Annotated in this window: 23 protein-coding genes and 1 pseudogene; 21 read left to right on the top strand and 3 right to left on the bottom strand. The window is 47.2% G+C overall.

Annotated features, from left to right (window positions below; translation table 11 throughout):
• Nucleotides 1-120 precede the first annotated feature (120 nt).
• The 14 genes from ACE6F3_RS00120 (at nucleotide 121) to ACE6F3_RS00055 (ending at nucleotide 13,491) form a co-directional block, all read left to right on the top strand.
• Nucleotides 121-702, top strand: a complete 582-nt coding sequence (locus ACE6F3_RS00120) for a manganese efflux pump MntP family protein (protein ID WP_279115500.1) — start codon at nucleotides 121-123, stop codon at nucleotides 700-702.
• Nucleotides 703-822: 120 nt separating this feature from the next.
• Nucleotides 823-1,254, top strand: a complete 432-nt coding sequence (locus ACE6F3_RS00115) for a 4Fe-4S dicluster domain-containing protein (RefSeq protein WP_010936826.1) — start codon at nucleotides 823-825, stop codon at nucleotides 1,252-1,254.
• 15 nt (nucleotides 1,255-1,269) lie between these two features.
• A complete protein-coding gene (gene hisH, locus ACE6F3_RS00110; RefSeq protein ID WP_279115501.1) occupies nucleotides 1,270-1,887 on the top strand; it encodes an imidazole glycerol phosphate synthase subunit HisH in 618 nt (205 codons plus the stop codon).
• Complete coding sequence (locus ACE6F3_RS00105) at nucleotides 1,884-3,191, top strand: NAD(P)/FAD-dependent oxidoreductase (protein ID WP_279115502.1); 1,308 nt, start codon at nucleotides 1,884-1,886, stop codon at nucleotides 3,189-3,191. Before hisH ends, ACE6F3_RS00105 begins: the two co-directional genes overlap by 4 nt.
• A 12-nt stretch (nucleotides 3,192-3,203) precedes the next feature.
• On the top strand, nucleotides 3,204-4,334 hold the full coding sequence (locus ACE6F3_RS00100; RefSeq protein WP_041342480.1) for a hypothetical protein: 1,131 nt from the start codon (nucleotides 3,204-3,206) through the stop codon (nucleotides 4,332-4,334).
• Nucleotides 4,328-5,089, top strand: coding sequence for an imidazole glycerol phosphate synthase subunit HisF (gene hisF, locus ACE6F3_RS00095; protein WP_041342477.1), 762 nt, complete (start codon nucleotides 4,328-4,330; stop codon nucleotides 5,087-5,089). The genes ACE6F3_RS00100 and hisF overlap by 7 nt, the downstream gene beginning before the upstream one ends.
• A gap of 1 nt (nucleotide 5,090) precedes the next feature.
• The gene (locus ACE6F3_RS00090; RefSeq protein WP_041342474.1) at nucleotides 5,091-6,593 is read left to right on the top strand and encodes a glutamate synthase-related protein; all 1,503 of its coding nucleotides are present in this window, start codon (nucleotides 5,091-5,093) and stop codon (nucleotides 6,591-6,593) included.
• On the top strand, nucleotides 6,594-7,364 hold the full coding sequence (locus ACE6F3_RS00085; protein WP_279115504.1) for a hypothetical protein: 771 nt from the start codon (nucleotides 6,594-6,596) through the stop codon (nucleotides 7,362-7,364). It begins immediately after the preceding gene.
• A 21-nt stretch (nucleotides 7,365-7,385) separates the two neighbouring features.
• Nucleotides 7,386-8,057: a response regulator transcription factor gene (locus ACE6F3_RS00080; RefSeq protein ID WP_010936819.1), complete on the top strand. Its 672-nt coding sequence runs from the start codon at nucleotides 7,386-7,388 to the stop codon at nucleotides 8,055-8,057.
• A 139-nt stretch (nucleotides 8,058-8,196) separates the two neighbouring features.
• Entirely contained in the window at nucleotides 8,197-9,423 is a 1,227-nt protein-coding gene (locus ACE6F3_RS00075) for an ammonium transporter (protein ID WP_010936818.1), read from the top strand.
• Nucleotides 9,420-9,758: a P-II family nitrogen regulator gene (locus ACE6F3_RS00070; protein WP_010936817.1), complete on the top strand. Its 339-nt coding sequence runs from the start codon at nucleotides 9,420-9,422 to the stop codon at nucleotides 9,756-9,758. Before ACE6F3_RS00075 ends, ACE6F3_RS00070 begins: the two co-directional genes overlap by 4 nt.
• Before the next feature lie 121 nt (nucleotides 9,759-9,879).
• Nucleotides 9,880-11,211 (top strand): glutamine synthetase family protein, encoded by a 1,332-nt coding sequence (locus ACE6F3_RS00065; RefSeq protein ID WP_279115505.1) that lies wholly within the window; start codon nucleotides 9,880-9,882, stop codon nucleotides 11,209-11,211.
• An 85-nt stretch (nucleotides 11,212-11,296) separates the two neighbouring features.
• Entirely contained in the window at nucleotides 11,297-12,997 is a 1,701-nt protein-coding gene (locus tag ACE6F3_RS00060) for an NAD+ synthase (protein WP_058292740.1), read from the top strand.
• Between the two features lie 68 nt (nucleotides 12,998-13,065).
• The gene (locus ACE6F3_RS00055) at nucleotides 13,066-13,491 is read left to right on the top strand and encodes a DUF3795 domain-containing protein (protein WP_010936814.1); all 426 of its coding nucleotides are present in this window, start codon (nucleotides 13,066-13,068) and stop codon (nucleotides 13,489-13,491) included.
• A 52-nt stretch (nucleotides 13,492-13,543) separates the two neighbouring features.
• Here ACE6F3_RS00055 and ACE6F3_RS00050 read toward each other — a convergent pair whose 3' ends face one another.
• Together ACE6F3_RS00050 and ACE6F3_RS00045 are read right to left on the bottom strand one after the other, a co-directional pair.
• Nucleotides 13,544-14,218, bottom strand: coding sequence for a nucleoside triphosphate pyrophosphatase (locus tag ACE6F3_RS00050; RefSeq protein WP_279115506.1), 675 nt, complete (start codon nucleotides 14,216-14,218; stop codon nucleotides 13,544-13,546).
• Nucleotides 14,219-14,313: 95 nt separating this feature from the next.
• Nucleotides 14,314-14,463: a hypothetical protein gene (locus tag ACE6F3_RS00045; RefSeq protein WP_278532772.1), complete on the bottom strand. Its 150-nt coding sequence runs from the start codon at nucleotides 14,461-14,463 to the stop codon at nucleotides 14,314-14,316.
• 151 nt (nucleotides 14,464-14,614) lie between these two features.
• On the opposite strand from ACE6F3_RS00045, the gene ACE6F3_RS00040 reads away from it, so the two are divergent.
• From ACE6F3_RS00040 to ACE6F3_RS00015, 6 genes and pseudogenes are all read left to right on the top strand, one after another.
• Nucleotides 14,615-14,875: a helix-turn-helix transcriptional regulator gene (locus ACE6F3_RS00040; RefSeq protein ID WP_096476783.1), complete on the top strand. Its 261-nt coding sequence runs from the start codon at nucleotides 14,615-14,617 to the stop codon at nucleotides 14,873-14,875.
• Nucleotides 14,830-15,840 (top strand): hypothetical protein, encoded by a 1,011-nt coding sequence (locus ACE6F3_RS00035; protein WP_103908260.1) that lies wholly within the window; start codon nucleotides 14,830-14,832, stop codon nucleotides 15,838-15,840. Before ACE6F3_RS00040 ends, ACE6F3_RS00035 begins: the two co-directional genes overlap by 46 nt.
• A gap of 9 nt (nucleotides 15,841-15,849) precedes the next feature.
• Nucleotides 15,850-18,108 carry a DUF4082 domain-containing protein gene (locus tag ACE6F3_RS00030; protein ID WP_096476781.1) on the top strand — a complete coding sequence of 753 codons (2,259 nt, stop codon included), beginning with the start codon at nucleotides 15,850-15,852 and terminating at the stop codon, nucleotides 18,106-18,108.
• A gap of 9 nt (nucleotides 18,109-18,117) precedes the next feature.
• Nucleotides 18,118-18,480 carry a hypothetical protein gene (locus ACE6F3_RS00025; RefSeq protein WP_135350412.1) on the top strand — a complete coding sequence of 121 codons (363 nt, stop codon included), beginning with the start codon at nucleotides 18,118-18,120 and terminating at the stop codon, nucleotides 18,478-18,480.
• A gap of 109 nt (nucleotides 18,481-18,589) precedes the next feature.
• Nucleotides 18,590-19,703, top strand: a pseudogene (locus tag ACE6F3_RS00020) (IS3 family transposase).
• Between the two features lie 50 nt (nucleotides 19,704-19,753).
• Complete coding sequence (locus ACE6F3_RS00015; RefSeq protein ID WP_010935888.1) at nucleotides 19,754-20,731, top strand: hypothetical protein; 978 nt, start codon at nucleotides 19,754-19,756, stop codon at nucleotides 20,729-20,731.
• Nucleotides 20,732-20,926: 195 nt separating this feature from the next.
• On the opposite strand, the gene ACE6F3_RS00010 is transcribed toward ACE6F3_RS00015, so the two are convergent.
• Nucleotides 20,927-21,460, bottom strand: coding sequence for a hypothetical protein (locus ACE6F3_RS00010; RefSeq protein ID WP_392654723.1), 534 nt, complete (start codon nucleotides 21,458-21,460; stop codon nucleotides 20,927-20,929).
• Between the two features lie 279 nt (nucleotides 21,461-21,739).
• On the opposite strand from ACE6F3_RS00010, the gene ACE6F3_RS00005 reads away from it, so the two are divergent.
• Nucleotides 21,740-22,022: twin-arginine translocation signal domain-containing protein (locus ACE6F3_RS00005; protein WP_392654722.1), on the top strand; the 283-nt coding region annotated here is incomplete at its 3' end.

Genomic DNA, 22,022 nt, shown 5'->3' with positions numbered 1-22,022 from the left:
CCCTGACCCTTTCAGAATAACTACTTAAAACTCGGTATAAATAGGATTGTCGGGCATGGCCGCAAGTTTGTCAAGAATGTTTTAAAAATAGCCTTATTCGTGTTATACTGATATTTCATTATGAGCTTATTGTCTGTAGTATTTGTTGCTTTGGCGCTTTCTGCTGACTGTTTTGCCGTATCAATCGGCATAGCTTGCACCCATACAGATGTTAAACCCCGTATTATGTGGCGGGTGGCTGGCACGTTCGGTTTGTTTCAGGCCGGTATGGCGGTTATAGGTTATTACGCCGGTCTAAGTATTGCAGATGTTATTTCCTCTTTTGACCACTGGGTTGCTTTTGGCCTGCTGGCAGTAATCGGCGGGCGTATGGTATATGAGTCTGTCCAGGGGGAAGATGACCAGAAACTGGTCAGACTTGACCTGACCCGCGGGCTTGGACTGCTGGGTGTGGCTATTGCCACTTCTATAGATGCGCTGGCTGTCGGCCTGACCTTTTCGCTGTCAGAAACTAATATCGGGCTTGCGGCTTTGCTGGTAGGTGCGGTTTCTTTGGCGGTAAGTTATCTGGGTTTCAAACTGGGTAACCGTATCAGCCATTTGGCCAGCCGCTGGGTAGGTATAGCAGGCGGGCTAATACTGTGTCTTATCGGGCTGAAAATACTGGCGGAACATACGCTGGGCTGGGACATATTACTGTAATACCGGCGAAATGATTGCGAAATAATAATGTGGATTTAGCTTTGGCTGTATTTGACAAGCGGTTATTTACATGCTAATTTATATAAATACGGAAGTTATATACCGTATATAGGGGTAAGTATGAAAAGGGTACAGATTAAAGAAGAACTTTGTATGGGCTGCGGCCTGTGCCGTGTAGCCTGCCAGACCGAACACTCGGTCTCCCATGACGTTATCAAGGCCGTCAAAAAGGAAAATCAGAAGCCCAGAATACGGGTGGAACGCAAGGGTGAGATAAGTTTCTCGGTACCCTGCCGCCACTGTGATGAGCCATGGTGTGCTTATTCCTGTATCAGCGGTGCTATGACCCGTGACCCCATAACCGGCATTGTTTCCAGTGACCCTGAAAGATGTATCGGCTGTTGGACATGCATTGTGGCCTGCCCGAACAGCGCTCTTATAAAAGACAAGGCTAACCATGTAATTCTCAAGTGTGATTTGTGCGGGGGCAAAGAAATACCCGCTTGCGTAGCCAACTGCCCGAATGAAGCTCTGGGGCTGGTTGACGGCTAAAAGGCTGGCAAAAAGATGATTGCGCTTGTAGATTACGGTGGGGGTAACCTGAAGAGTGTGGCCAATGCCATACATGCTTTGGGTTATGAGTTTAAGCTGACTTCCTCCCCTGAAGAGATTCTTGCAGCCGAAGCAGCTATTCTGCCCGGAGTAGGTGCAGCCGCCGATACCATGGCCGGTTTGCAGTCCAAAGGGCTGGATAAAGCTATAAAAGAGCTGGTTGAGCGGGATATTCCCCTGCTGGCTATCTGCGTGGGTATGCAGGTGCTTTTTGATTATACTGCCGAGGGTGATAATACCAAGTGCCTTGGCATTTTACAGGGTGATGTGAAACGCCTGCCCGAAGGGTTAAAAATACCCCAGATGGGCTGGAATCAGCTTAAACAGAGGGTTTCGCACCCCATATTTGAGGGTATACCTGACGGAACAGATTTTTATTTTGTTCATAGTTATTATGCCAGCCCTGCTGACCCCGGCATTATCGGGGGTACCACAGACTACGGGGTGGATTTTTGCAGTCTGGTTATCAGTAAACGCCTTATCGCTACCCAGTTCCACCCTGAAAAGAGCGGTAGCTATGGCTTAAAGTTATATCAAAACTTTTTTAAGATGGCTCTGGGAGATAAAAAATGAAAGCCGATTATTTGATTGTAGGATGTTCTGCCGGCGGTATAGGCGCGGCGGAGGCTATTCGGGAAGTAGACCGTGACGGTTCTATTGTTATAGTGGGGGAAGAGCCTTATCTGGCATATTCCCGTCCCATGATAGCCAAATATCTTTCCGGACAGAAGACTGTGGAAAAAATACTTTTCCGCCGCCCGGAATTTTATACCAACAACAACATCACCTGCCTGACCGGCGTCAAAGCGGAAGCAGTGGATACAACTGCCCATGAAGTCAGCCTGTCAAACGGTGAAAAGATTGGTTACGGCAAACTCCTGCTTGCCCCTGGCGGCAAACCCATTGTTCCGCCTATTGACGGGGCAAACAAAGCGGGTGTTTTCAACTTTATAAATATGAAAGATGCCTCTTTGATAGACAGCTATGTAAAGGCTGAAAATGTAAAGAAGGCAGTTATCATAGGGGGCGGACTTATCGGCATGAGCGCCGCGGATGCCCTGACCAAGCTGGGTATTGAAGTAGATATTATAGAGCTTAAAGGCCATATCCTGAATACTATTCTGGATGAAGCGGCCGGCAAGATAGCCGCCCAGACTGTCACCTCTTATGGGGTGAAACTGAATACCGGACGGACTGTCAGCAAGGTATTAGGTTTACATAAAGTTTCAGGCGTAGAGCTGGATAACGGTCACCAGATAGAAAGCCAGATGCTGGTAATAGCTATCGGCGTTATTCCCCGGACTGAGCTTTGTAAAGCTGCCGGTCTGGAAGTAAACCGCGGGGTGGTGGTAAATGACAATATGCGTACCAGCAGCCCGGACATATATGCCTGCGGTGATGCCTGTGAGTCTTTTGACTTTATTTATAACAGCCGCCGGGTTACCCCTATCTGGCCGAATGCCTATATAGGCGGGCGGATAGCCGGTTACAATATGGCCGGTTTGGAGACCACCTATCATGGCGGTACGGTGATGAACTCGCTTAACTATTTTGGTATGGATATTGCCACTGCCGGCATGTCGGTTTTGCCTCCGGATGCTGGCGGTCTTGAGGTTATTTCCACTCTGACTGCCAACGGCTATAAGAAACTGGTCTTAAATGAACAAGGCAAGATTGTGGGCATGTTAACTCTGGGTGAAACGGATACTGCCGGTATTATATTCGGCCTTATGCGTGACCAGAGTGATGTGCGCCCCATCAAAGACAATATACTTAATGAAAATTTTGGTCTGGCCTATCTGCCGGCTGACAGCCGCGAAGAGCACCTTCATGGCAATACTTCGGGCAGGGTAGCCCCGGCAGATTTCAAGCATTAGCAGGAGATTTCCATGAGAGACTTAACTAGAGTAAGCAATAGCCATTCGGACAGCAAGGTTATAGATGCCTGTTCGCTTTTCGGTATGATGGATACCTCCGGAGGACGTTTCTCCGGGGCAGATTTAATTACGGCCATTGGCAGTATGCATGACCGCGGAAACGGTCTGGGCGGCGGTTTTTCCGCTTATGGAATCTACCCTGATTTTGCAGATGATTATGCTTTCCATATCATGTTCCTCAGCCAGCAGGCTAAGGCGGAAACAGAGTGTTTTCTGGAAAGCTTTTTCAATCTTAAACACAAAGAAGAAGTTCCTACCCGTGACCAGCAGGGGATAACTAACCCGCCCATTGTCTGGCGGTATTTTGCTTCGGTCAGCCCTGAAAAATGCGGTAAGTTTATTGAAGAAGATTACGTGGTAGACCGGGTAATGTATATAAACACCTGCATAAATGATGCCTTTGTTTTCTCAAGCGGCAAAAACATGGGTGTCTTTAAGGGGGTGGGTTATCCCGAGGATATCGGGCGGTTCTTCCGGCTGGAAGAATACGAAGGATATTTGTGGACTACCCACGGCCGCTTTCCTACCAATACCAAAGGCTGGTGGGGCGGTGCTCACCCCTTCTGCCTGCTGGACTGGACAGTGGTGCATAACGGGGAGATTTCTTCCTATGGCATAAACAAGCGTTTTCTGGAGCAGTACGGATACAAATGCACTATGGAAACCGATACCGAAGTGGTTGCTTATGCAGTAGATTTGCTGATGCGTAAGCATGGCCTGTCTGTTGAGATGGCTGCCAAAGTGCTGGCTGCCCCTCTTTGGAATCAGATAGCCCGGTTGCCGGAACACGAACGCAAGATTATGACTACTCTTCGCCAGATTTACGGCGGTTTGCTGCTTAACGGCCCGTTTACAATTATTGTGGCTCATACCGGCGAAATGATAGGTATGACTGACCGCATCCGTTTGCGTCCCATGGTAGTCGGTGAATACCGTTCCAAGCTGTTTATTTCTTCTGAGGAGTCTGCCATCAGGCTGATACAGCCTGAACTTGATAAGGTCTGGCTGCCTGTCGGCGGCGAACCGGTGGTGGGCAGTTTGCAAAACCCCATTAAGGTGCAGAAGGAAGCTACTGCATGCTGAATAAACGGGTTATTCCATGTTTAGATGTGAATAACGGGCGGGTAGTAAAAGGCACCAGCTTTGTTAATCTGCGTGATGCCGGAAACCCGGTGGAACTGGCGGCGCGTTATTACCGCGAAGGCGCTGATGAGCTGGTGTTTTTAGATATTTCAGCCACTACCGAAGAACGCAAGACTATGGCCGAGGTGGTAGAGCAGGTATCCAAGGAGGTTTTTATACCTCTGTGTGTGGGCGGCGGGCTGCGGAGCATTGCGGATATGAATACTCTGCTTCGGGCCGGTGCTGATAAGGTCTCTATAAACTCGGCAGCCGTATCTGACCCGGATTTGATAAGCCGGGGGGCTGAAAAATTCGGCCGACAGTGTATTGTGGTGGCTATTGATGCCAAACGTGAAGGCAGCGGCTGGCAGGTTTATACCCATAGCGGAAAGAAACCCGCCGGGCTGGATGCGGTGGAATGGGCTATTAAGGCCGAAGCACTGGGTGCCGGGGAAATACTCCTGACCAGTATTGATGCTGACGGTAAAAATACCGGATATGACAATGAGCTTAACCGGGAAATCAGTTCCCGCTTGAATATACCCGTTATCGCCTCTGGCGGGGCGGGTGGTCCGGAAGACTTGTATAATGCCCTGGATAAAGGGCAGGCGGATGCGGTGCTGGCGGCCAGCATTTTCCATTACGGGCGTTACACTATAGCCGAAGTAAAACAATATCTTAAGAGCAAGGGTTTGCCGGTAAGGCTGGAGAACTAAGATGAAGACATTTTTACCTTCTAAGTTTATAGTAGACAGGATTGAAGACCGTTGTATTAAATGCAAAGTCTGCATAACCCAGTGCAGCTTTGATACCCATTATTATGACGAAGATGATGACCAGATAAAGGTCCGCAACCAGAACTGTGTGGGTTGTCACCGCTGTGTGACTTTCTGCCCCACCAATGCTCTGGTAGTGCGCAATAATCCTTTGGAATACCGCCAGAATGCCAACTGGACGCCCGAAATGATAGAGGATATTTTCAAGCAGGCAGAAACAGGCGGCGTTCTCCTTACCGGTATGGGCATGGATAAGGCTAAACCCATTTACTGGGATAAACTGCTTATAAACGCTTCACAGGTAACCAACCCTTCCATAGACCCTCTGCGTGAGCCTATGGAACTTACCACCTATCTGGGACGCAGGCCTGATAAAGCCGCTTTTGATAATTGCGGTAATGTGGAAGAAAACATTACCCCTCTGGTAAAAATAGATGTGCCGGTTATGTTCTCCGCCATGTCTTACGGTGCTATCAGCCTGAATGTCCACCGTTCCCTGGCTCAGGCAGCTAAAAATATGGGCACTATGTGGAATACCGGTGAAGGCGGCCTCCACTCCAGCCTGATGGAATTTAAAGATAACACCATTGTTCAGGTGGCATCAGGACGTTACGGCGTTCAAAATGATTACCTTAATTCCGGGCGTATTGTGGAAATAAAAATAGGCCAGGGTGCCAAACCCGGCATAGGCGGCCATTTGCCCGGTGAAAAGGTAAGTGCTGATGTTTCGCTTACCCGGATGATACCCATGGGGACAGATGCTATTTCCCCTGCCCCCCAGCATGATATTTACTCTATAGAAGACTTATCCCAGCTTATATATGCTCTTAAAGAGGCCACCCGTTACCGCGTACCCATTTCGGTAAAGATTGCGGCGGTACATAACGTTTCGGCTATTGCCAGCGGTATAGTTCGGGCGGGTGCGGATATAGTGACCATTGACGGTATGCGGGGTGCTACCGGGGCTGCACCTAAGGTTATCCGTGATAATGTGGGTATACCTATTGAGCTGGCTCTGGCAGCGGTTGATTCACGCTTGCGTGAAGAGGGTATCCGTAATCAGGCTTCGCTGGTGATTTCAGGCGGTATCCGCAACAGCGGTGATGTTTTCAAGGCTATTGCCTTGGGTGCTGACGCTGTAAATATCGGTACGGCGGCTTTGGTGGCTTTAGGCTGCCATCTCTGCCAGCAATGCCATACCGGCAAATGTGCCTGGGGTATTTGTACCTCGGATTTGGCTTTGACCAAGCGGATTAACCCTGAGATAGGTGCCAAACGCCTGACCAATCTGCTGCGCGGTTGGAGTCTTGAGATTAAAGACATGCTGGGCGGCTTGGGCGTAAACGCTATTGAAAGCCTCAGAGGCAACCGCCTCCATCTGCGGGGTGTAGGTCTATCCGCTGAAGAGCTGAAAATACTTGGAGTAAGGGCGGCAGGTGAATAAATGACTAGTATCGAAGTGAAACAAAACCAGGATACTGCCTGTGTAAATTTGCACGGTGTTTATTACCGTGAGCTTAATACCCGTTTGGCAGAGCTGGTAAATCAGGGTGTCCGCTCTTTGGAACTTAACAATACCTGCGGCCAGCGTTATATCGGTACCAGCCTTAAAGGTGACTTGAAAATAACCATAAACGGCACACCCGGCAACGACCTGGGGGCTTTTATGGATGGCCCCAGCATAACAGTAAACGGCAATGTGCAGGATTGCTGCGGCAATACTCTAAATGATGGCTGTATTGTCGTTCACGGGCATGGCGGGGATATATTCGGTATGTCTGCCCGCGGCGGCAAGCTTTTCGTGCGTGATTATGTGGGTTACCGTGCCGGTATTCATATGAAAGCCTATCAGGATAAAAAACCGTCTTTGGTTATCGGGAATACCGCCCAGGACTTTTTGGGTGAGTACATGGCCGGAGGCGTGCTGGTAGTGCTGGGTTTGGGGCTTGGGGAAAATGAAACCCACAAGGCCAACTTTATCGGTACAGGCATGCACGGCGGCGTAATATATATGAGCGGCAAGGTTGAAGAACACCAGCTTGGCAAAGAAGTGGCTATAGCCGAGCTGGATGAGACCGATTGGAAAACTTTACGCCCTTTAATTGATGAATTTGCTCTCCACTTTGGTTATAATGCAGAGGAGATAGCTGCCAGGCCTTTCTACAAGCTTTATCCGAAGTATCTCAGGCCTTATGGCAGAATGTACGCTTATTAAGAAACACTTAAGGCGGGCCAGTTGTTAAAACTGTTTATTGTGACTGCAGATACTAAAAAAATGGGCAGTTTGCTTAGGGAACTGGAGGCTGACCGGTTTGAAATAAAACAGGCGGCCTCTTTTGTTTTGGCTTATCCTCTGCTTGCCGAATTTGTACCTGATATTGTCCTGCTGGATTTTCTTAGCCTGAAAACTGAGGAATCCGAATGGGAAATCCCGGAAAATGTTTCCTTAGCCAAAAACCCCCTTATTATGGGCCTACTGCCGGCAGATGATTACGAGGAAATAGCCCTCAAACCGGGGCTGGATGACTTTATCCGCTGGCCGGGTTCGGTAAATGAGCTTAAAGTGCGGCTGGTGCGGCTGGCTGAAAAATGGGGCATGAGTGAGCCGGGTATTATCCGGGCCGGTGACCTCATAATAGATACCCTTGGCTGTGAAGTCACTCTGTCAGGGCGGCTGCTTGACCTGACCTTCCGTGAGTTTGAGCTTTTAAAATTTTTAGCCCAAAACCGGGGGCGGGTTTTTTCGCGTGAGGCTTTGCTTAACAAAGTGTGGGGTTATGACTATTACGGCGGAGACCGCACGGTTGATGTCCACATAACCCGCCTGCGCGGTAAAATAGAAGACCAGACCCATACCTTTGTTGAGACTGTGCGTAACATAGGCTACCGCTTTAAACGCCGTTTTTAACCCTGTAGTCTCCCTTATCGCTGGATTTCGTAATATTCCCGAAATATAAAATTAATTTAATTGCAATATAAACTTAATCTGTTGTTAACCTTCCATCGGTAAACTGTATGTAATAAAAATACAGAAGGAGGGTTTAGTTATGGACAGCGGCGATACGACTTGGTTACTTGTCTCTACCGCTCTGGTCATGCTGATGACTCCGGGCGTGGCTCTGTTTTACGGAGGCATGGTCCGGCGCAAAAATCTGGTTTCCACCCTTATGATGAGCTTTGGGGCTATGGCTCTGGGTGGAGTGCTCTGGGTTTTGATCGGCTACAGTCTTGGTTTCGGTAACGATATCAACGGTCTGGTAGGCGGTCTGAACTTCCTGGGTTTAAATGGTGTGGGGCAAGATCCATCTGACACTTATGCTACCACAGTACCTCATCTGGCCTTCATGATGTTCCAGGGTATGTTTGCCATTATCTCTCTGGCCCTTATTACCGGTGCGGTAGTAGAGAGAATCCGCTTTAGTGCTTTGCTCCTGTTCGGAGCACTCTGGCTTTGTCTTATCTATTCGCCCATTGCCCACTGGGTCTGGGGTGATGGTGGTTGGTTATTCAATCTGGGTGTTTTGGACTTTGCCGGCGGTACTGTTGTCCACATCAACGCTGGTGTTTCTGCAATGGCTTTGGTATTGGCACTGGGTGCCCGCCGCGGTTTCCTTAAAGAACAGATGGAACCCAATAACCTGCCCATGGTTATGCTGGGTGCGGCTCTGCTCTGGTTTGGTTGGTTCGGTTTCAACGGCGGCAGCGCTTTAACTGCCGGTGGTCTGGCTTCAAATGCTTTTGTTACTACTAACACTGCGGCTGCCAGTGCAGCTCTGTGCTGGATATTCCTTAGTTGGCGTCATCGCCGGCCGTCGCTTCTGGGTGCAGTTACCGGTGCAGTTGCCGGTTTGGTAGCCATTACTCCGGCGGCTGGTTTTGTAACACCCTTGGCGGCTATCGCTATCGGTGCGGTGGCAGCTCTGGTTTGCTACGGTGCTATGATATTCAAGATGAAACGCGGCTTTGATGATTCACTGGATGTTATGGCAGTACACGGTGTAGGCGGTATCTGGGGTGCTTTGGCAACAGGTATCTTTGCCAGCGTGGCGGTAAACTCTGCCGGTGCTGACGGTCTGTTGTCCGGTAACGTGGAACTGTTCCTTAAACAAGCTTTGGGTGTGGCTGTTACAGGCGGCTTTGCCTTCGTGGGCAGCTTCATAATTGCCAAGGTGGTAGATAAGCTGGTAGGCCTGCGGGTCAAAGAACCCGAAGAAATGATAGGGCTTGATATTGCCCAGCACTCTGAACGGGCTTATGGTGGGAGTTTAAGATGAAAAAGATAGAAGCCATTATCCGCGAAGAAAGATTGGAACCGGTTAGAAAAGCATTGGAACTGGCAGGTTTTGCCGGGTTGACTGTCACCGAAGTCAGCGGACGCGGAAAACAAAAGGGCGTTCCGTTGCAGTGGAGAGTAGGTGAATACCGGGTAGAGTTTCTGCCGAAGCTGAAACTGGAGATGATTTGCCACGATGATGATTGCCAGGTTGCAGTTGATGCCATCGTCAAGGCTGCCCGGACAGGACGTATCGGAGATGGTAAAATATTCATAATGCCAGTTGAGCAGGTGGTGCGGATTCGTACAGGTGAAACAGGCAGCGAGGCTGTCTAAGCCATACGTGACGTAACATCACTGAAACAATTACGAAATAATGCTGAAATATATAACTGGTAGACTAAACAACTGATTTGGGGAAAATATTTCCCCGGCAATAAAAGGAGATACGTTAGAAATGACGAGGGCAGAATCTGTAGAGTACGTTCTTAAAACGGCTAAGGATCATAATGTACGGTTTATTCGCCTGTGGTTTACTGATATTTTGGGCACCCTGAAAAGTTATTCCATTGCCTATAACGAGCTTGAAAGGGCTTTGGAAGACGGCATGGGTTTGGACGGTTCTTCTATTGAAGGTTATGCCCGCATAGATGAATCTGACATGTTGGCCTTGCCTGACCCGGATACTTTCCGGATTATGCCCTGGTCAAATGGTGAATATCAGGTTGGACGTATGTTTTGCGATATCAAACACCCGTCCGGCGAGCAGTTTGAGGGTGATCCCCGCTATGTCCTGAAGAGGAACTTGAAAAAAGCGGCTGATATGGGCTTTACATTCTATGTCGGACCTGAACTGGAGTATTTTTACTTCAAGAATGACCGCTCAACCGAGTTTTTAGATGAAGGCGGCTATTTTGACCTGACTCCCCGTGATTTGGCCACCGACCTTCGCCGCGAAACTATAGTGGCTTTGCAGGACATGGGTATCATAGTTGAATATGCTCACCATGAAGTTGCCCCCAGCCAGCATGAAATTGATATCCGCTATACTGATGCTTTAACCATGGCGGACAATGTTATGACTTATAGATTGCTGGTTAAAGAAGTGGCTCTGCGTCATGGTTTACATGCCAGCTTTATGCCTAAGCCTGTTGGTTCGGTAAACGGCTCCGGTATGCATACCCACCAGAGTCTTTTCAAGGGTGACAAAAATGCCTTCTTTGATGCCAAAGATTCCTATTACCTGTCTACTATGGCCAAGCAGTATATTGCCGGTATCCTTAAATATGCTCCCGAATTTACCGCAGTTACTAACCAGTGGATAAACTCCTACAAGCGTCTGGTACCCGGTTTTGAAGCTCCGGTATACCTTTCCTGGGCACGGCGCAACCGGGCTGACCTGGTACGGGTACCTGAGTACAAGCCGGGACATGAGAAATCCACCCGCATAGAGCTCCGCTCGGCTGATCCGGGCTGTAACCCTTATCTGGCTTTCAGCGTTATGCTGGCCTCCGGTCTTAAGGGTATTGAGGAAAAACTGACTCCTCCCGCTCCCATAGAAGAAAATGTTTATGAGATGAACGAAGCTGAGCGTGCCAAACGCGGCATCGGGACTTTGCCCGGCAGCTTGCTGGAAGCCCTGAAGCTGACCGAGGGCAGTGATCTGATGCGTGAAGCTCTGGGTGACCATGTTCATAAGGCATTTATCGCTAACAAGAAAATAGAGTGGACTGAGTACAGCGTAGCTGTTACTGACTGGGAACTCAAGAGATATTTGCCCCTCCTCTAGTCTTTACTGAATAAATTGGCGCAGGGTCTGGTAAATGGGTTACAATAGCCTATACCAGACCCTGTTTTTTATATATGAGGGAAGTATGGGGAAATTGCGTTTAGCAATGGCACAAATTGATAGCGTGGTGGGTGATTTGGCCGGGAATACGGCCTGTATTATCCGCCATATTCAAGAGGCTCGTTCACTTGGCGCAGACGTAATAGTTTTTCCCGAACTGGCTATCTGCGGCTATCCGCCCGAAGATTTACTCCATAAACCCCGTTTTGTTGAAGGTAATCTTCACTCGCTTGACTCTGTTATCAAAGCCTCAGAGGGTATCACGGTTATTGTGGGGTATGTGGATTCCCATAACGGTCTGCATAACTCTGCCGCCATTATTCATAATGCCAGCCTGATTGACAGTTATCATAAAATATTCCTGCCTAATTACGGCGTGTTTGATGAGAACCGTTATTTTCTGCCGGGTAACCGCTGCCCTGTGTATACAATCTGCGGGCTTCGGGTGGGGGTGAATATCTGTGAAGATATCTGGTTTGCCTCAGGCCCGTCTACCGCTCAGTCCAACAAAGGGGCGGAGCTGATTATCAATATCAGTGCTTCGCCCTATCATTTTGGCAAAAGAAACCAGCGTGAAAAGATGCTCTCAGACCGCGCCCGGGAAAACCGGGTCTATATTGCTTATACCAATATGGTGGGCGGTCAGGATGAGCTGGTATTTGACGGTGCCAGCAATGTTTTTGACTATAATGGCAATCTGGTCTTAAGGGGAAAACAGTTTCAGGAAGATTTGCTGGTGCTGGACCTGGATATACCGGCTTTAACCCGGCAAGGGGATATGAGCACGGAAATCCCGGACTCTATCTTTGTTTCAGCATCAGGTCTTAGTGAACCAAAATTGCCGTTTGAAAATAGTGACAGTGTTCCTCTGGATGCTGATGCAGAGGTTTATCAGGCGCTTTTACTGGGTACTAAAGATTACATAAATAAAAACGGCTTTAAGAAGGTGGTTATCGGTCTTTCCGGGGGGATAGATTCCAGTCTGGTAGCTGCTATAGCCACAGATGCCCTAGGTGCGGATAATGTAGTGGGGGTTATTATGCCCTCCCGTTATTCTTCCGCCGGCAGTATTTCAGACAGTTTGCGTCTGGCGGAAAACCTGGGTATAAAAACCCTGCAAATCCCCATAGACCCCATTTTCAAATCATTTCTGAGTACCCTTTCAGAGGTATTTGCCGGAACTGAAACTGACACTACCGAAGAAAATATTCAGGCGCGTATCCGGGGCAATCTGCTTATGGCCCTTTCCAATAAATTTCACTGGCTCGTGCTTAATACCAGCAATAAAAGCGAAACTGCTATCGGCTACAGTACCCTGTATGGTGATATGGCCGGCGGTTTTGCCATTATCAAGGATGTTCCCAAGGTGCTGGTTTACCGCCTGGCTCACAACCGTAATAAATCAGCCGGCTTTGAGCTGATACCCCATAATGTGCTCACCAAACCGCCGTCTGCCGAACTTAAACCCAACCAGCTTGATACCGATTCTTTGCCCCCTTATGAATTGCTTGACCCTATTCTGGAGGCTTATGTGGAGCAGGATAAAAGCATAGACCAGATTGTGGCTTTGGGGTTTGAGGAAAGCATTGTTAAGCGGGTGGTCAAAATGGTAGACCGGAGTGAATATAAACGCCGTCAGGCTCCTCCGGGTATAAAAATCACTCCCAAAGCCTTCGGGCGTGACCGCCGTTTGCCTATTACCAACCGTTATAATCATGTTGGCTGAATACCTGCCGGGCTGGCAAGATAAATTTTGTCGGCGTTTTTGCCGGATTATTTTGCGGGGTGGTTTATATGAAAATGCCTGAAAATTTAGACCCCGAAATGATTGCCCCCTGCGGTATAAACTGCCTCGGGTGCAAGGCTCATATTATGCAAAAGAAAACCTGCCCGGGGTGTTTAAGCGACAGCCCGACTAAGGCCGCCAGTTGCCGTAACTGCCTTATCAAAACATGTGCCGCAGAACACGGGCTGAAGAGTTGCGGCGAATGCCAGACCTTCCCCTGCCGCCTGATTACCCATATTGATAAAAGGTATCGCCTGCGTTACAGCCTCAGCCTGGTTGAAAATGGGCTCTTCCTGAAACAAAACGGGATGGAAGCATTTTTGGACAGGGAAAAAGAACGCTGGACTTGCCCGGAATGCGGCGGGGTAATCTGCCTGCATAATCATATCTGCAGCAGCTGCCTTAAAAAATATGAAACAGCCGGCAGCGGCTGAATTTTACTCTACCGGTAGCGCACTTAGCTGAACTGGCTGTAGATTTATCCCTTTAACAGGTCTGGTTTATACCGGTGCGGTAAATACGGCAAAGGGTGCAATCTCCTTCGGGCTGCCAGTTGTCATGCAGTTCCGGGCAAAAACCCATTTCTTTTATCAGCCGCACTAAAGTACAGGCCGGCAGGCCGACTACATTCAGATAGCAGCCTTCTATCTTTTCCACCGGTTCAAATTCCCTGTCCTGTATGCCGTAGGCACCGGCTTTGTCCATGGGCAGGCCGCTTTCCACATATCTTTGGGCTTCCGCCGGAGTAAAAGGGCGCATATGGAGGCTGCTCTGACAGGTGCCGGAGCGTACCTGGCTGTTTTGGGTATTTATTAAGCAAATGCCGCTTATTACCGTATGGCTTTTACCGCCCAGCCTGAGCAGGTAGTTAAGGGCTTCTTCCGGGGAAGCAGGCTTGCCCAGTATGCCTAGTGTATCCACCACTACTGTATCTGCAGCTATGATAAGCCCCTGTCTGGTATTCCGGGCAATGTCTCTGGCTTTGGTTTCGGCATTTAAAGCGGCAAATTTGGCGGGTGCAACCGAACCGTCAGGGTGTAACTCTGCCTGAGAAGGGCAAACCGAAAACGTGAAGCCCATTTCCCTTAGTATCTGTTGCCGGCGGGGTGAGGCTGAGGCCAGTATTATTTCAGGCAGATTGGTATTTTGGCAGTCAGGCATGATTTTGTTTGCTCCCGTACCGGATATTTTTTATCTGCAATCAGGCAGTGCGTCTTATCATCAAAACCTATTTGGGATTTATTTCCGGCCAAGCACTATGACCTGCATTTTAGTAAAGCCAGCGTTTCAACGTGCGTGTAGTCATCGGTCTGGATGTCATGCGAGGAGTCCATAATAAGGGGGAACATGATAAAGACAATCACAATGCCTATAATGCCCATTACGATTCCCATAATTCGATTCACTACCCATCCACCTCCTTTCCCTTAAATTTAGAACCTATTTCCGTTTTACCATGCCGTTTTGGGAATACTGCACAAGGTTTTGTGCAGTTTTTTAAGACATAGGTTATATAAATAGAGATGAAGGTAAATTTTGAGGTGGTATAATCGTATTATGAGAAGAAGCAAACGCGTTGTAATACCTAACCTTAGCGAATCAGCCGTAAGGGTTCATTCAGTCCCCGATGCTATCCGCACCATTATGAGAGAAGAGGGTATAAGCCGGACACGATTAGCCTCTTCTCTTGGAGTGCATAGGAATGCCCTTATCAATTGGGAATACGGCAAAAGCACCTTATCATTGCCTATCATTTACGAGGTGCTTACGTCATGGGCCGAGCGTTTGAGGCAGCAAAAAGATATATCCGCATCATAATCGCAGTAGCAATACTGCCTATTCTGTTTCCTTTAAACGTGGTTAGTGCTGCCGATCCGGTAGCCCCGGATACCTTCCAGATAATATCAGTTGAGGCAATGCACAATCTCATTGAAGAAGATGATTTTCTTCTTGCCTTTACTTATAACATTCAATATGATGCAGGCCAGCCATCCGCCCCGGCATCAGATCTGTTCCACTTCCGTTTAATGGATACAGATGGCACAACACAACTTGGAGCGGTGGCTCCTTATCCCTATTACAATTCAGGGTATGATATGGGTGTTTCCGCTTTTTACTTTACGGCCGCGGGAGCTCCCACTTGGGAAGGTGCATATAAACTCAGAATAGAAGGTAATCCCAAATACTGGAGTACGTCCCCTGCAGTAAGCTACACATTAGTAACCTCCGACTACTCCCAGCTTGATGATGAGGATGAAAATAGAACACTGCTCGGTAATTACCTTGTAGATGTCCTAAGGGACCTAGAAATCAACTGGGACACCAAGATGGTAGCTGAATCAGATCTTGGCACTATCCTTTCTTCAACCGGGGAAACATATTTAAGGGGAACTGTCTCGGGCATTCAAACAATGTGCCCCCAGATCTTCGCTATACAGACTTCCACCCCTGATTTTGAGGAGACTGCATGGACCAGGGCTCAAGGGGAAAGTTATAAGACACGTTATGACGGCACTTGGATAGGCAACTCACTTCAGAAGATGGAAGACGGGCTCCATGTCCCCTGGAATGTCCTTACAGGCATCGGAATACTGGCCATCATTTTAGGACTGTTTGTATTAAGCTATGCCAAGTTCTCCACCACTACACCCGCGCTGATCAGCGGGGCCGCGGTGTTTTTGATGGGTGCGGTGATGGGTTTTATAGCCCCGGCAATAATGGCGCTTGCAGGGCTCACTGCCGGGGGCTTTCTGGTATATATATTTTTCTTCAGGCATGGATAAGGAGTTAAGATGAAACATAAGCTTACCTATATAATAACCGCTATAACCCTTTCTTTAATGATTCTGGCAAGCCCTGTACTGGCTTCTGATATCAGCGGGGCGATTTACCGCGGCAGCATAAGCGTTACCAATTCCAGTTACACCGCTACAGAGGTCGCCGTGCCTTTTGCCCTAGGCACCGGCTCGCTCATCAGCGGCTACTACGTGAATTCTGACCTTACCAATACTGCAATAAGGGATTCAGGCGGTGTGGATGTGCCCTATATGCCGGCAGTAAGCGGCTCTACTGATTGGATGCTTTATGCCGGGCAGGTGAGCCAGAACTCAAGTAAAAACTACTCCCTTTACACCGGGGGCAGTACAGACATGGCAGGGGATATCGTTTATTTCCCCGGTGATACCGGCATGACCGCAGATGATGATGCAAGCCTAGAGCTAGGTAATAACTTTATTATCGAGCAGGAGGGGTACATCAATACCGATGCCAGCAGCGATAAGAACCTTGTTTATAAAGAAGGAGCTTTTAGGTCATACGTAAGCGGAGATAACGAGATAACAAGCAGTATTTACGGCTTAGGCGCAGAAGCGGAGACAGAGAGCCACACGGACATAGAGGCAGATGTAGCGGCTGATACAGTATTTACCTCTTTCTCCAGTAGCACTACAGACGAGGATTTTTCAGGTACCACGTGGCTTGCTCAATCCTTTACGCTTTCTTCTCCTGCAATAATTACCGACGTAGCATTATACATAGAGAAAAACGGTGCTCCTCCGGATGCCGATATCAAGATAGGAAAGTATTATAACAACTATGGCAATATTTCTATGACTGGAATCGGTACTTTTACAGGAGCATTAGACACCTCAGAAGTAAGCACCAGCCAAACTTGGGTAACTTTTGACTTAGGCTTAGCGTATGGTTGGTGTCTTGAAGCCGGAACTTACGCAATTATTCTAGAAAATACTGACGGAGATACAGCAAACGAATTGGAGTGGTGCTACAGCTCCAGCGGTTATTCCGGCGGTGAGGGTGTTATTAGTACAAATAGCGGCAGTAATTGGTCTTTAAGTAGCAAGGATTACGGTTTTCAGGTTATTGGCTATCTTTGTACGCCCGTATCAAGTTCATATTGGGGGCTTCAACCTTTTACACCTGACGTTAATACAAGTTTGACTGAGATAGACCTCTACATGAAAGAGGTAGGCAGTGCAGGCACAATAACCCTTAATCTGTATGAGGCTGATGCAAGCCATGAACCTACCGGAGCTAGCTTGGCTTCCGCATCATTAGGGAGTGCAGACATTGGTTCAACTTATGATTGGGAAACTTTTGACTTGAGTTCGCCTGTAGATATAGATACAGAAACAGAATATTGCTTTGTTCTATCTTTAGCCTCAGGAACTTATTATTTAGGTTGGGCAGACGGTAACGCCGATGTAGATTATTCTGTTAGCAGCGATAGTGGCTCTACATGGTCTAACTATTCCCACATACCGGATGGGCAATTAGCTTTTAAACTAACTGGCCAAAGCATGGGAGAGTTAGTTAATGTTACGGCAACCGGAATAGATAGCGGTGAACACACAGTCAAAACAACAGCAGACGGCACAGATCTTAAAATCTATGTTGATGACGTGCTAAAAGATACAGATTCACTGGGTGGCGCTTCCGTACCAAATAACTCTAACAGCTGGACTTTTGCCTCCGGCGGTTCTGTGCTTTACCTAAGGTCTCATGACATCACTATAGGCGGTATTCTCAAGCAATACATAGAATGGCAGAACAGCTCTACATTTGAGGACTCTACGGCTTACGGCAATGATTGCACTCCAAGCTTTAGAACGACAACGACTGACGCAGACGTATCCGCAACACTTAACGATTATGAACCGTTCAGTATGGCCGAGTTTTCGGGCAGCTCCGATGATGATACAGTCACCGTTATAGATACAGCCCCTACAATGCCTACAGAGATGTATCGGGAGATGGAAACAGAGCACCTGCCCGGGGCAGACCTCATAAATGAAATGCTTACTGAAGCTGATATCCCTTTGAGTCTGTTCTGGTTTCCCTGGTGTTTTATATCCAGCGCGCTCTTAGGCATGCTGATTTATGCTTTTACCAGGAGTTTATTTGCTTTGAGTGCTACAACCGGCATGGGGCTTACGTTTTACTCACTGGCCGGGCCCATTCCGTTCTGGGTGGTGGGGATATTTGCCATTATTGCCATTGCGATACTTATTAAGCAGGGGACCGCCAGCTATTAAGGAGTTATTATGAGTACAAAACTATGGATGAGTATATTTGCCTTCTTCTTTATCGGGCAAGCGATATCCCTTATTGTGGAAGGCACCTACATAGGCACCGCTGAGGTTGATTTACTTAACAGCCTTACCGGTTATTCTATTATGGAAGTATCCGGGGGAGGTGGTTTGGATATTCCGAAGATTGCCGGTGGGTTCTTTTTGCACGGGCTGCCTAAAATGCTGATGTGGGATTATTCATTCTTTGAGGGGAGCTGGTCCATCTTCCGCTTTGCACTAATGTTTGTGGTGAGTGGTGGCGTGGTTATAGGACTGGCCATGCTCTTTATCGGTGTGGTTAGTAACATTGTGGGTTCTGTTATGAAGATATTCTAAGTAAATATAAATACCTTTTATATACTTGTATGGAAATTGACCTTACCCCCGAAAACAGCTACACGATGACTTAGAGTCTTCTGGTAAAATAAAAACACCAGGAGGACTCATGAAAGCCAGAAAATACACTGAAGAACAGATCATCGCCGTAATGAAGGAAGGCGAAGCCGGCGCTAAGGTAGCCGATCTCTGTCGCAAACATGGTATGAGCGAGGCTACTTACTACAATTGGAAGGCGAAGTACGCCGGGATGACCGTCAGCGATCTGAAACGGTTGAAATCGTTGGAAGCCGAAAACCGTCGTCTTAAGCAGCTTGTAGCCGACCAGGCGCTGGATAATCTGGCGCTGAAGGAACTGCTCTCAAAAAACTTCTGACGCCCGAGGTTAAGCGGCAAGCGGTCTCTCATGTCAGGGAGAACCTTGGGCTAAGTATCAGAAGAGCTTGCCTGTTGGTTAATATATCAACGTCGGTCTATCAATACCGACCGAAACCGGATAATGACGCTATGGTGCGTAAGCGGCTGCGTGAACTGGCGGAGCAACGAAAGAGGTTTGGCAGCCCTCGACTGCACATATTGTTGAAACGGGAAAGATTAGTTGTAAATCATAAGCGTACAGAACGGTTATACCGTGAGGAAGGGTTGGCATTAAGAAAGAAACGGAAAAGGAAAGGATCCGCCGGATTACGTATTGTATTACCTTCACCGCGTCGGACGAACGAGAGATGGTCGATGGATTTTGTAACAGACAGTATTGTTACCGGCAGACGTTTCCGGGCGCTTACCATCGTTGATAACTACACGCGGGAATGTCCGGCGATAGAGGTGGATACGTCACTGGGAGGCCGCAGAGTAGCGGGAGTACTTGACCGGCTATCAGAAACGAGGGGACTGCCTGAAAGCATCACGGTTGACAATGGTCCGGAATTTGCCGGACGTGCCTTGGATGAATGGGCATATCGCAAAGGAGTAAGGCTGAACTTCATAAGACCCGGAAACCTATTGAAAACGCGTATATCGAGAGTTTCAATGGGAGATTACGGGATGAGTGCTTGAATACGAACTGGTTTCTCAGCTTGGACCATGCCCGTAGTGTTATCGAAGAGTGGCGGAGAGACTACAACGAAGTCAGACCGCACAGCGCATTGAACGGAACTACGCCAAAGGAGTATGCTAATATAACTGCGAAGGCTCTAATGCAGGGTGCGCTAATTCCGGGGTAAGGTCAAAATAGGCATTATAATACCTTATCGCTTAATAAGGAGTAGATCAGATGCCGAGAGATAAAAATGAAGGGAAGATCTTAGAACAGGTTAAAGTAGATCATCATAAGATAGCCATCGCAAAAGCATTTATTTTAGGTATACCCAGAAATAACGAGTATAATCCAGAAGACATCTGTAAACAATTTTTACAGCAGCAACATGCCGAACAACCCGGAGAAGTAATAATACATCCTTCGTTCACTGAAACTGATGTTTTAGTTAAGGAAGTGGCAGAAAGTTTAAGTTTTACCCTTGCTTTTCACGAAGCGTTAAACGCGTTAATTTATTCTGGAATAGTTATGCCTACTAGTTCCTATCGCACTGAAGGTTTCCATCAGGCGTGGACTACTGTGTACCAAAGGGGCGGGGGGCATTCTGGGGGATGGAGTTTCGATGAGTACCGATATACATTTCCAAACCGTTTTATCTTCTCGGTCTCCAGCAGAACTAATGATGACTTTGCCCTAATGGATGCAGATCTTTATCTGTTAGAAGCGGGAGTTGCCGGGGCTGACGAAGAAATTATTGAGGCTATCAAAGATTCTATCGCTTGCTTTAAAGGAAATTTATACAGACCCGCAGTTGTAATGCTTGGAAAAGCCATGGAAGGCGCATGGTTAGAACTTGGGGTTTCCATCATGCAATACATGGTTAAGCTCGGATCCAAGAGTGAAGAAGACGTTGCACGTTTTAAAGCAAGTGATAAGCCAATTACAATTATGAGTAAAATCAGCAAGATAGTTGAAATGTACAATAGAAAAGAATTAAAAACTGTGAGAGACAAAACTGGAATTTCAAACGGTGCGTTAAATAGTATTATGGTTTGGTCCGATATTCTGCGTGACTCTAGAAATGCGATTCACTTCTCGGTTAAACCAACACTACCAAACACATATGAAAAAGTAGCCATTCTACTAATTGCGGCTTCAAAATATTTTAAAAGCATGTATTGTATTAAAAAGGCAACCGATGAAGAAGTAATATAATATACTGCTTGGTACAGGCAGATTCTCCTTCACAAACCAATTGGTTTGTGAGCCCCTCTTTTTTGCCTGGTGTTTATTCGTAAATATTGCTTGATTTTGAGGGTAGGGTTTGTGAAGGTAATTTCTGGCTATTAATGGGGAGACGGGGGAGAGTTGGTCTCTCCCTTAAGCAATGGTGATGGGGTTTGCTGCAGTTTAGAGAAAGCTAATGCCTGACATGCGAACATGGTAATCATTCACATTATGCCTTATATCCAAAAGCATATCCCAAATTTCTTGCTTCTTTTCATCACTTAAGTCTTTACAAAAATAGTTACAAGCATCTGTTGCTTTTTGATAACCTTCTAAAACATCCTGCCAATCCCCCGGTGGGTTATCTGCGATACTATAATAAGTTTTCTTACCCTTTTTTACTTTCTTTAGGTAGCCTTTGTTATATATATTAGAGAATAAATGCAAGACATTCTCAGTGCTTAAACCAGTTGCCCTGCATGCGTCAATGATTCCGATTTCTTCTCTAAAATATACTTCCATAAGTAAATTGCTCTCATTCGGTGTTAGGTTTTCACTATACTCACCCATAGTAAGTTTGAAATTCCGCATTGCTATGGTTCCAATAAGTGTTATTATACTCATTAATGAGAGATTTACATACTCTTCCCCGTAGGTATTAATTCTATCTTCCTGCTGCTTAATGTTATTTAAATCCATATCACGCTCGTTTCCCATTTTTTACTCACGTCCCTCCCAATCTAATTCTCCAACTAACTCGCTTTGTGACTATTATATTCTAATTTAATAAATTTTCAATAAAAGTTTTAGTAAACTTTTAATATTTTTTTTTCATTCTTTCGTGGCACGTGCGCTTTCCAAGGTGCTATCTTCTACTTAACAACCCTTCCCTTAAGATAGCATCAAGGAGGCAGATTATGCGTATTGGCTTGCGGACTACCGCATGACAGACGCCAAAGTGCGAAAAGCTTTTTTTAAATGAGGTATTTTAAAAGTATGAGTGAAAAATATCATTCTACAGTCACAAGGCGTGATTTCATGAAGAGATTAGGTTTGGCAGGAGCCGGTGCGGGGGCACTGGGTGCCGCAGTACTTGCAGAGAATAACCTGCCGCATGAGTTTAAAGATGTTGATGACCTGCTGTCAGCAGGTAAAGCTTTAGAGGGTGACCACGCTAATAAAGTAAACAATGAGCCATGGTGGGTTACCACGCGTGATCATGAGGATCCAACCTGTAATATAGATTGGAGCCTTATAAAAAGATACAGCGGTTGGAACA

Origin of the sequence: Dehalococcoides sp. THU4, from assembly GCF_043231265.1 — a bacterium.
GTDB classification, from domain to species: Bacteria; Chloroflexota; Dehalococcoidia; order Dehalococcoidales; family Dehalococcoidaceae; genus Dehalococcoides; species Dehalococcoides mccartyi.
The sequence above is the reverse complement of the archived record's forward strand: the minus strand, read 5'-3'. Positions and strand labels throughout refer to the sequence as shown.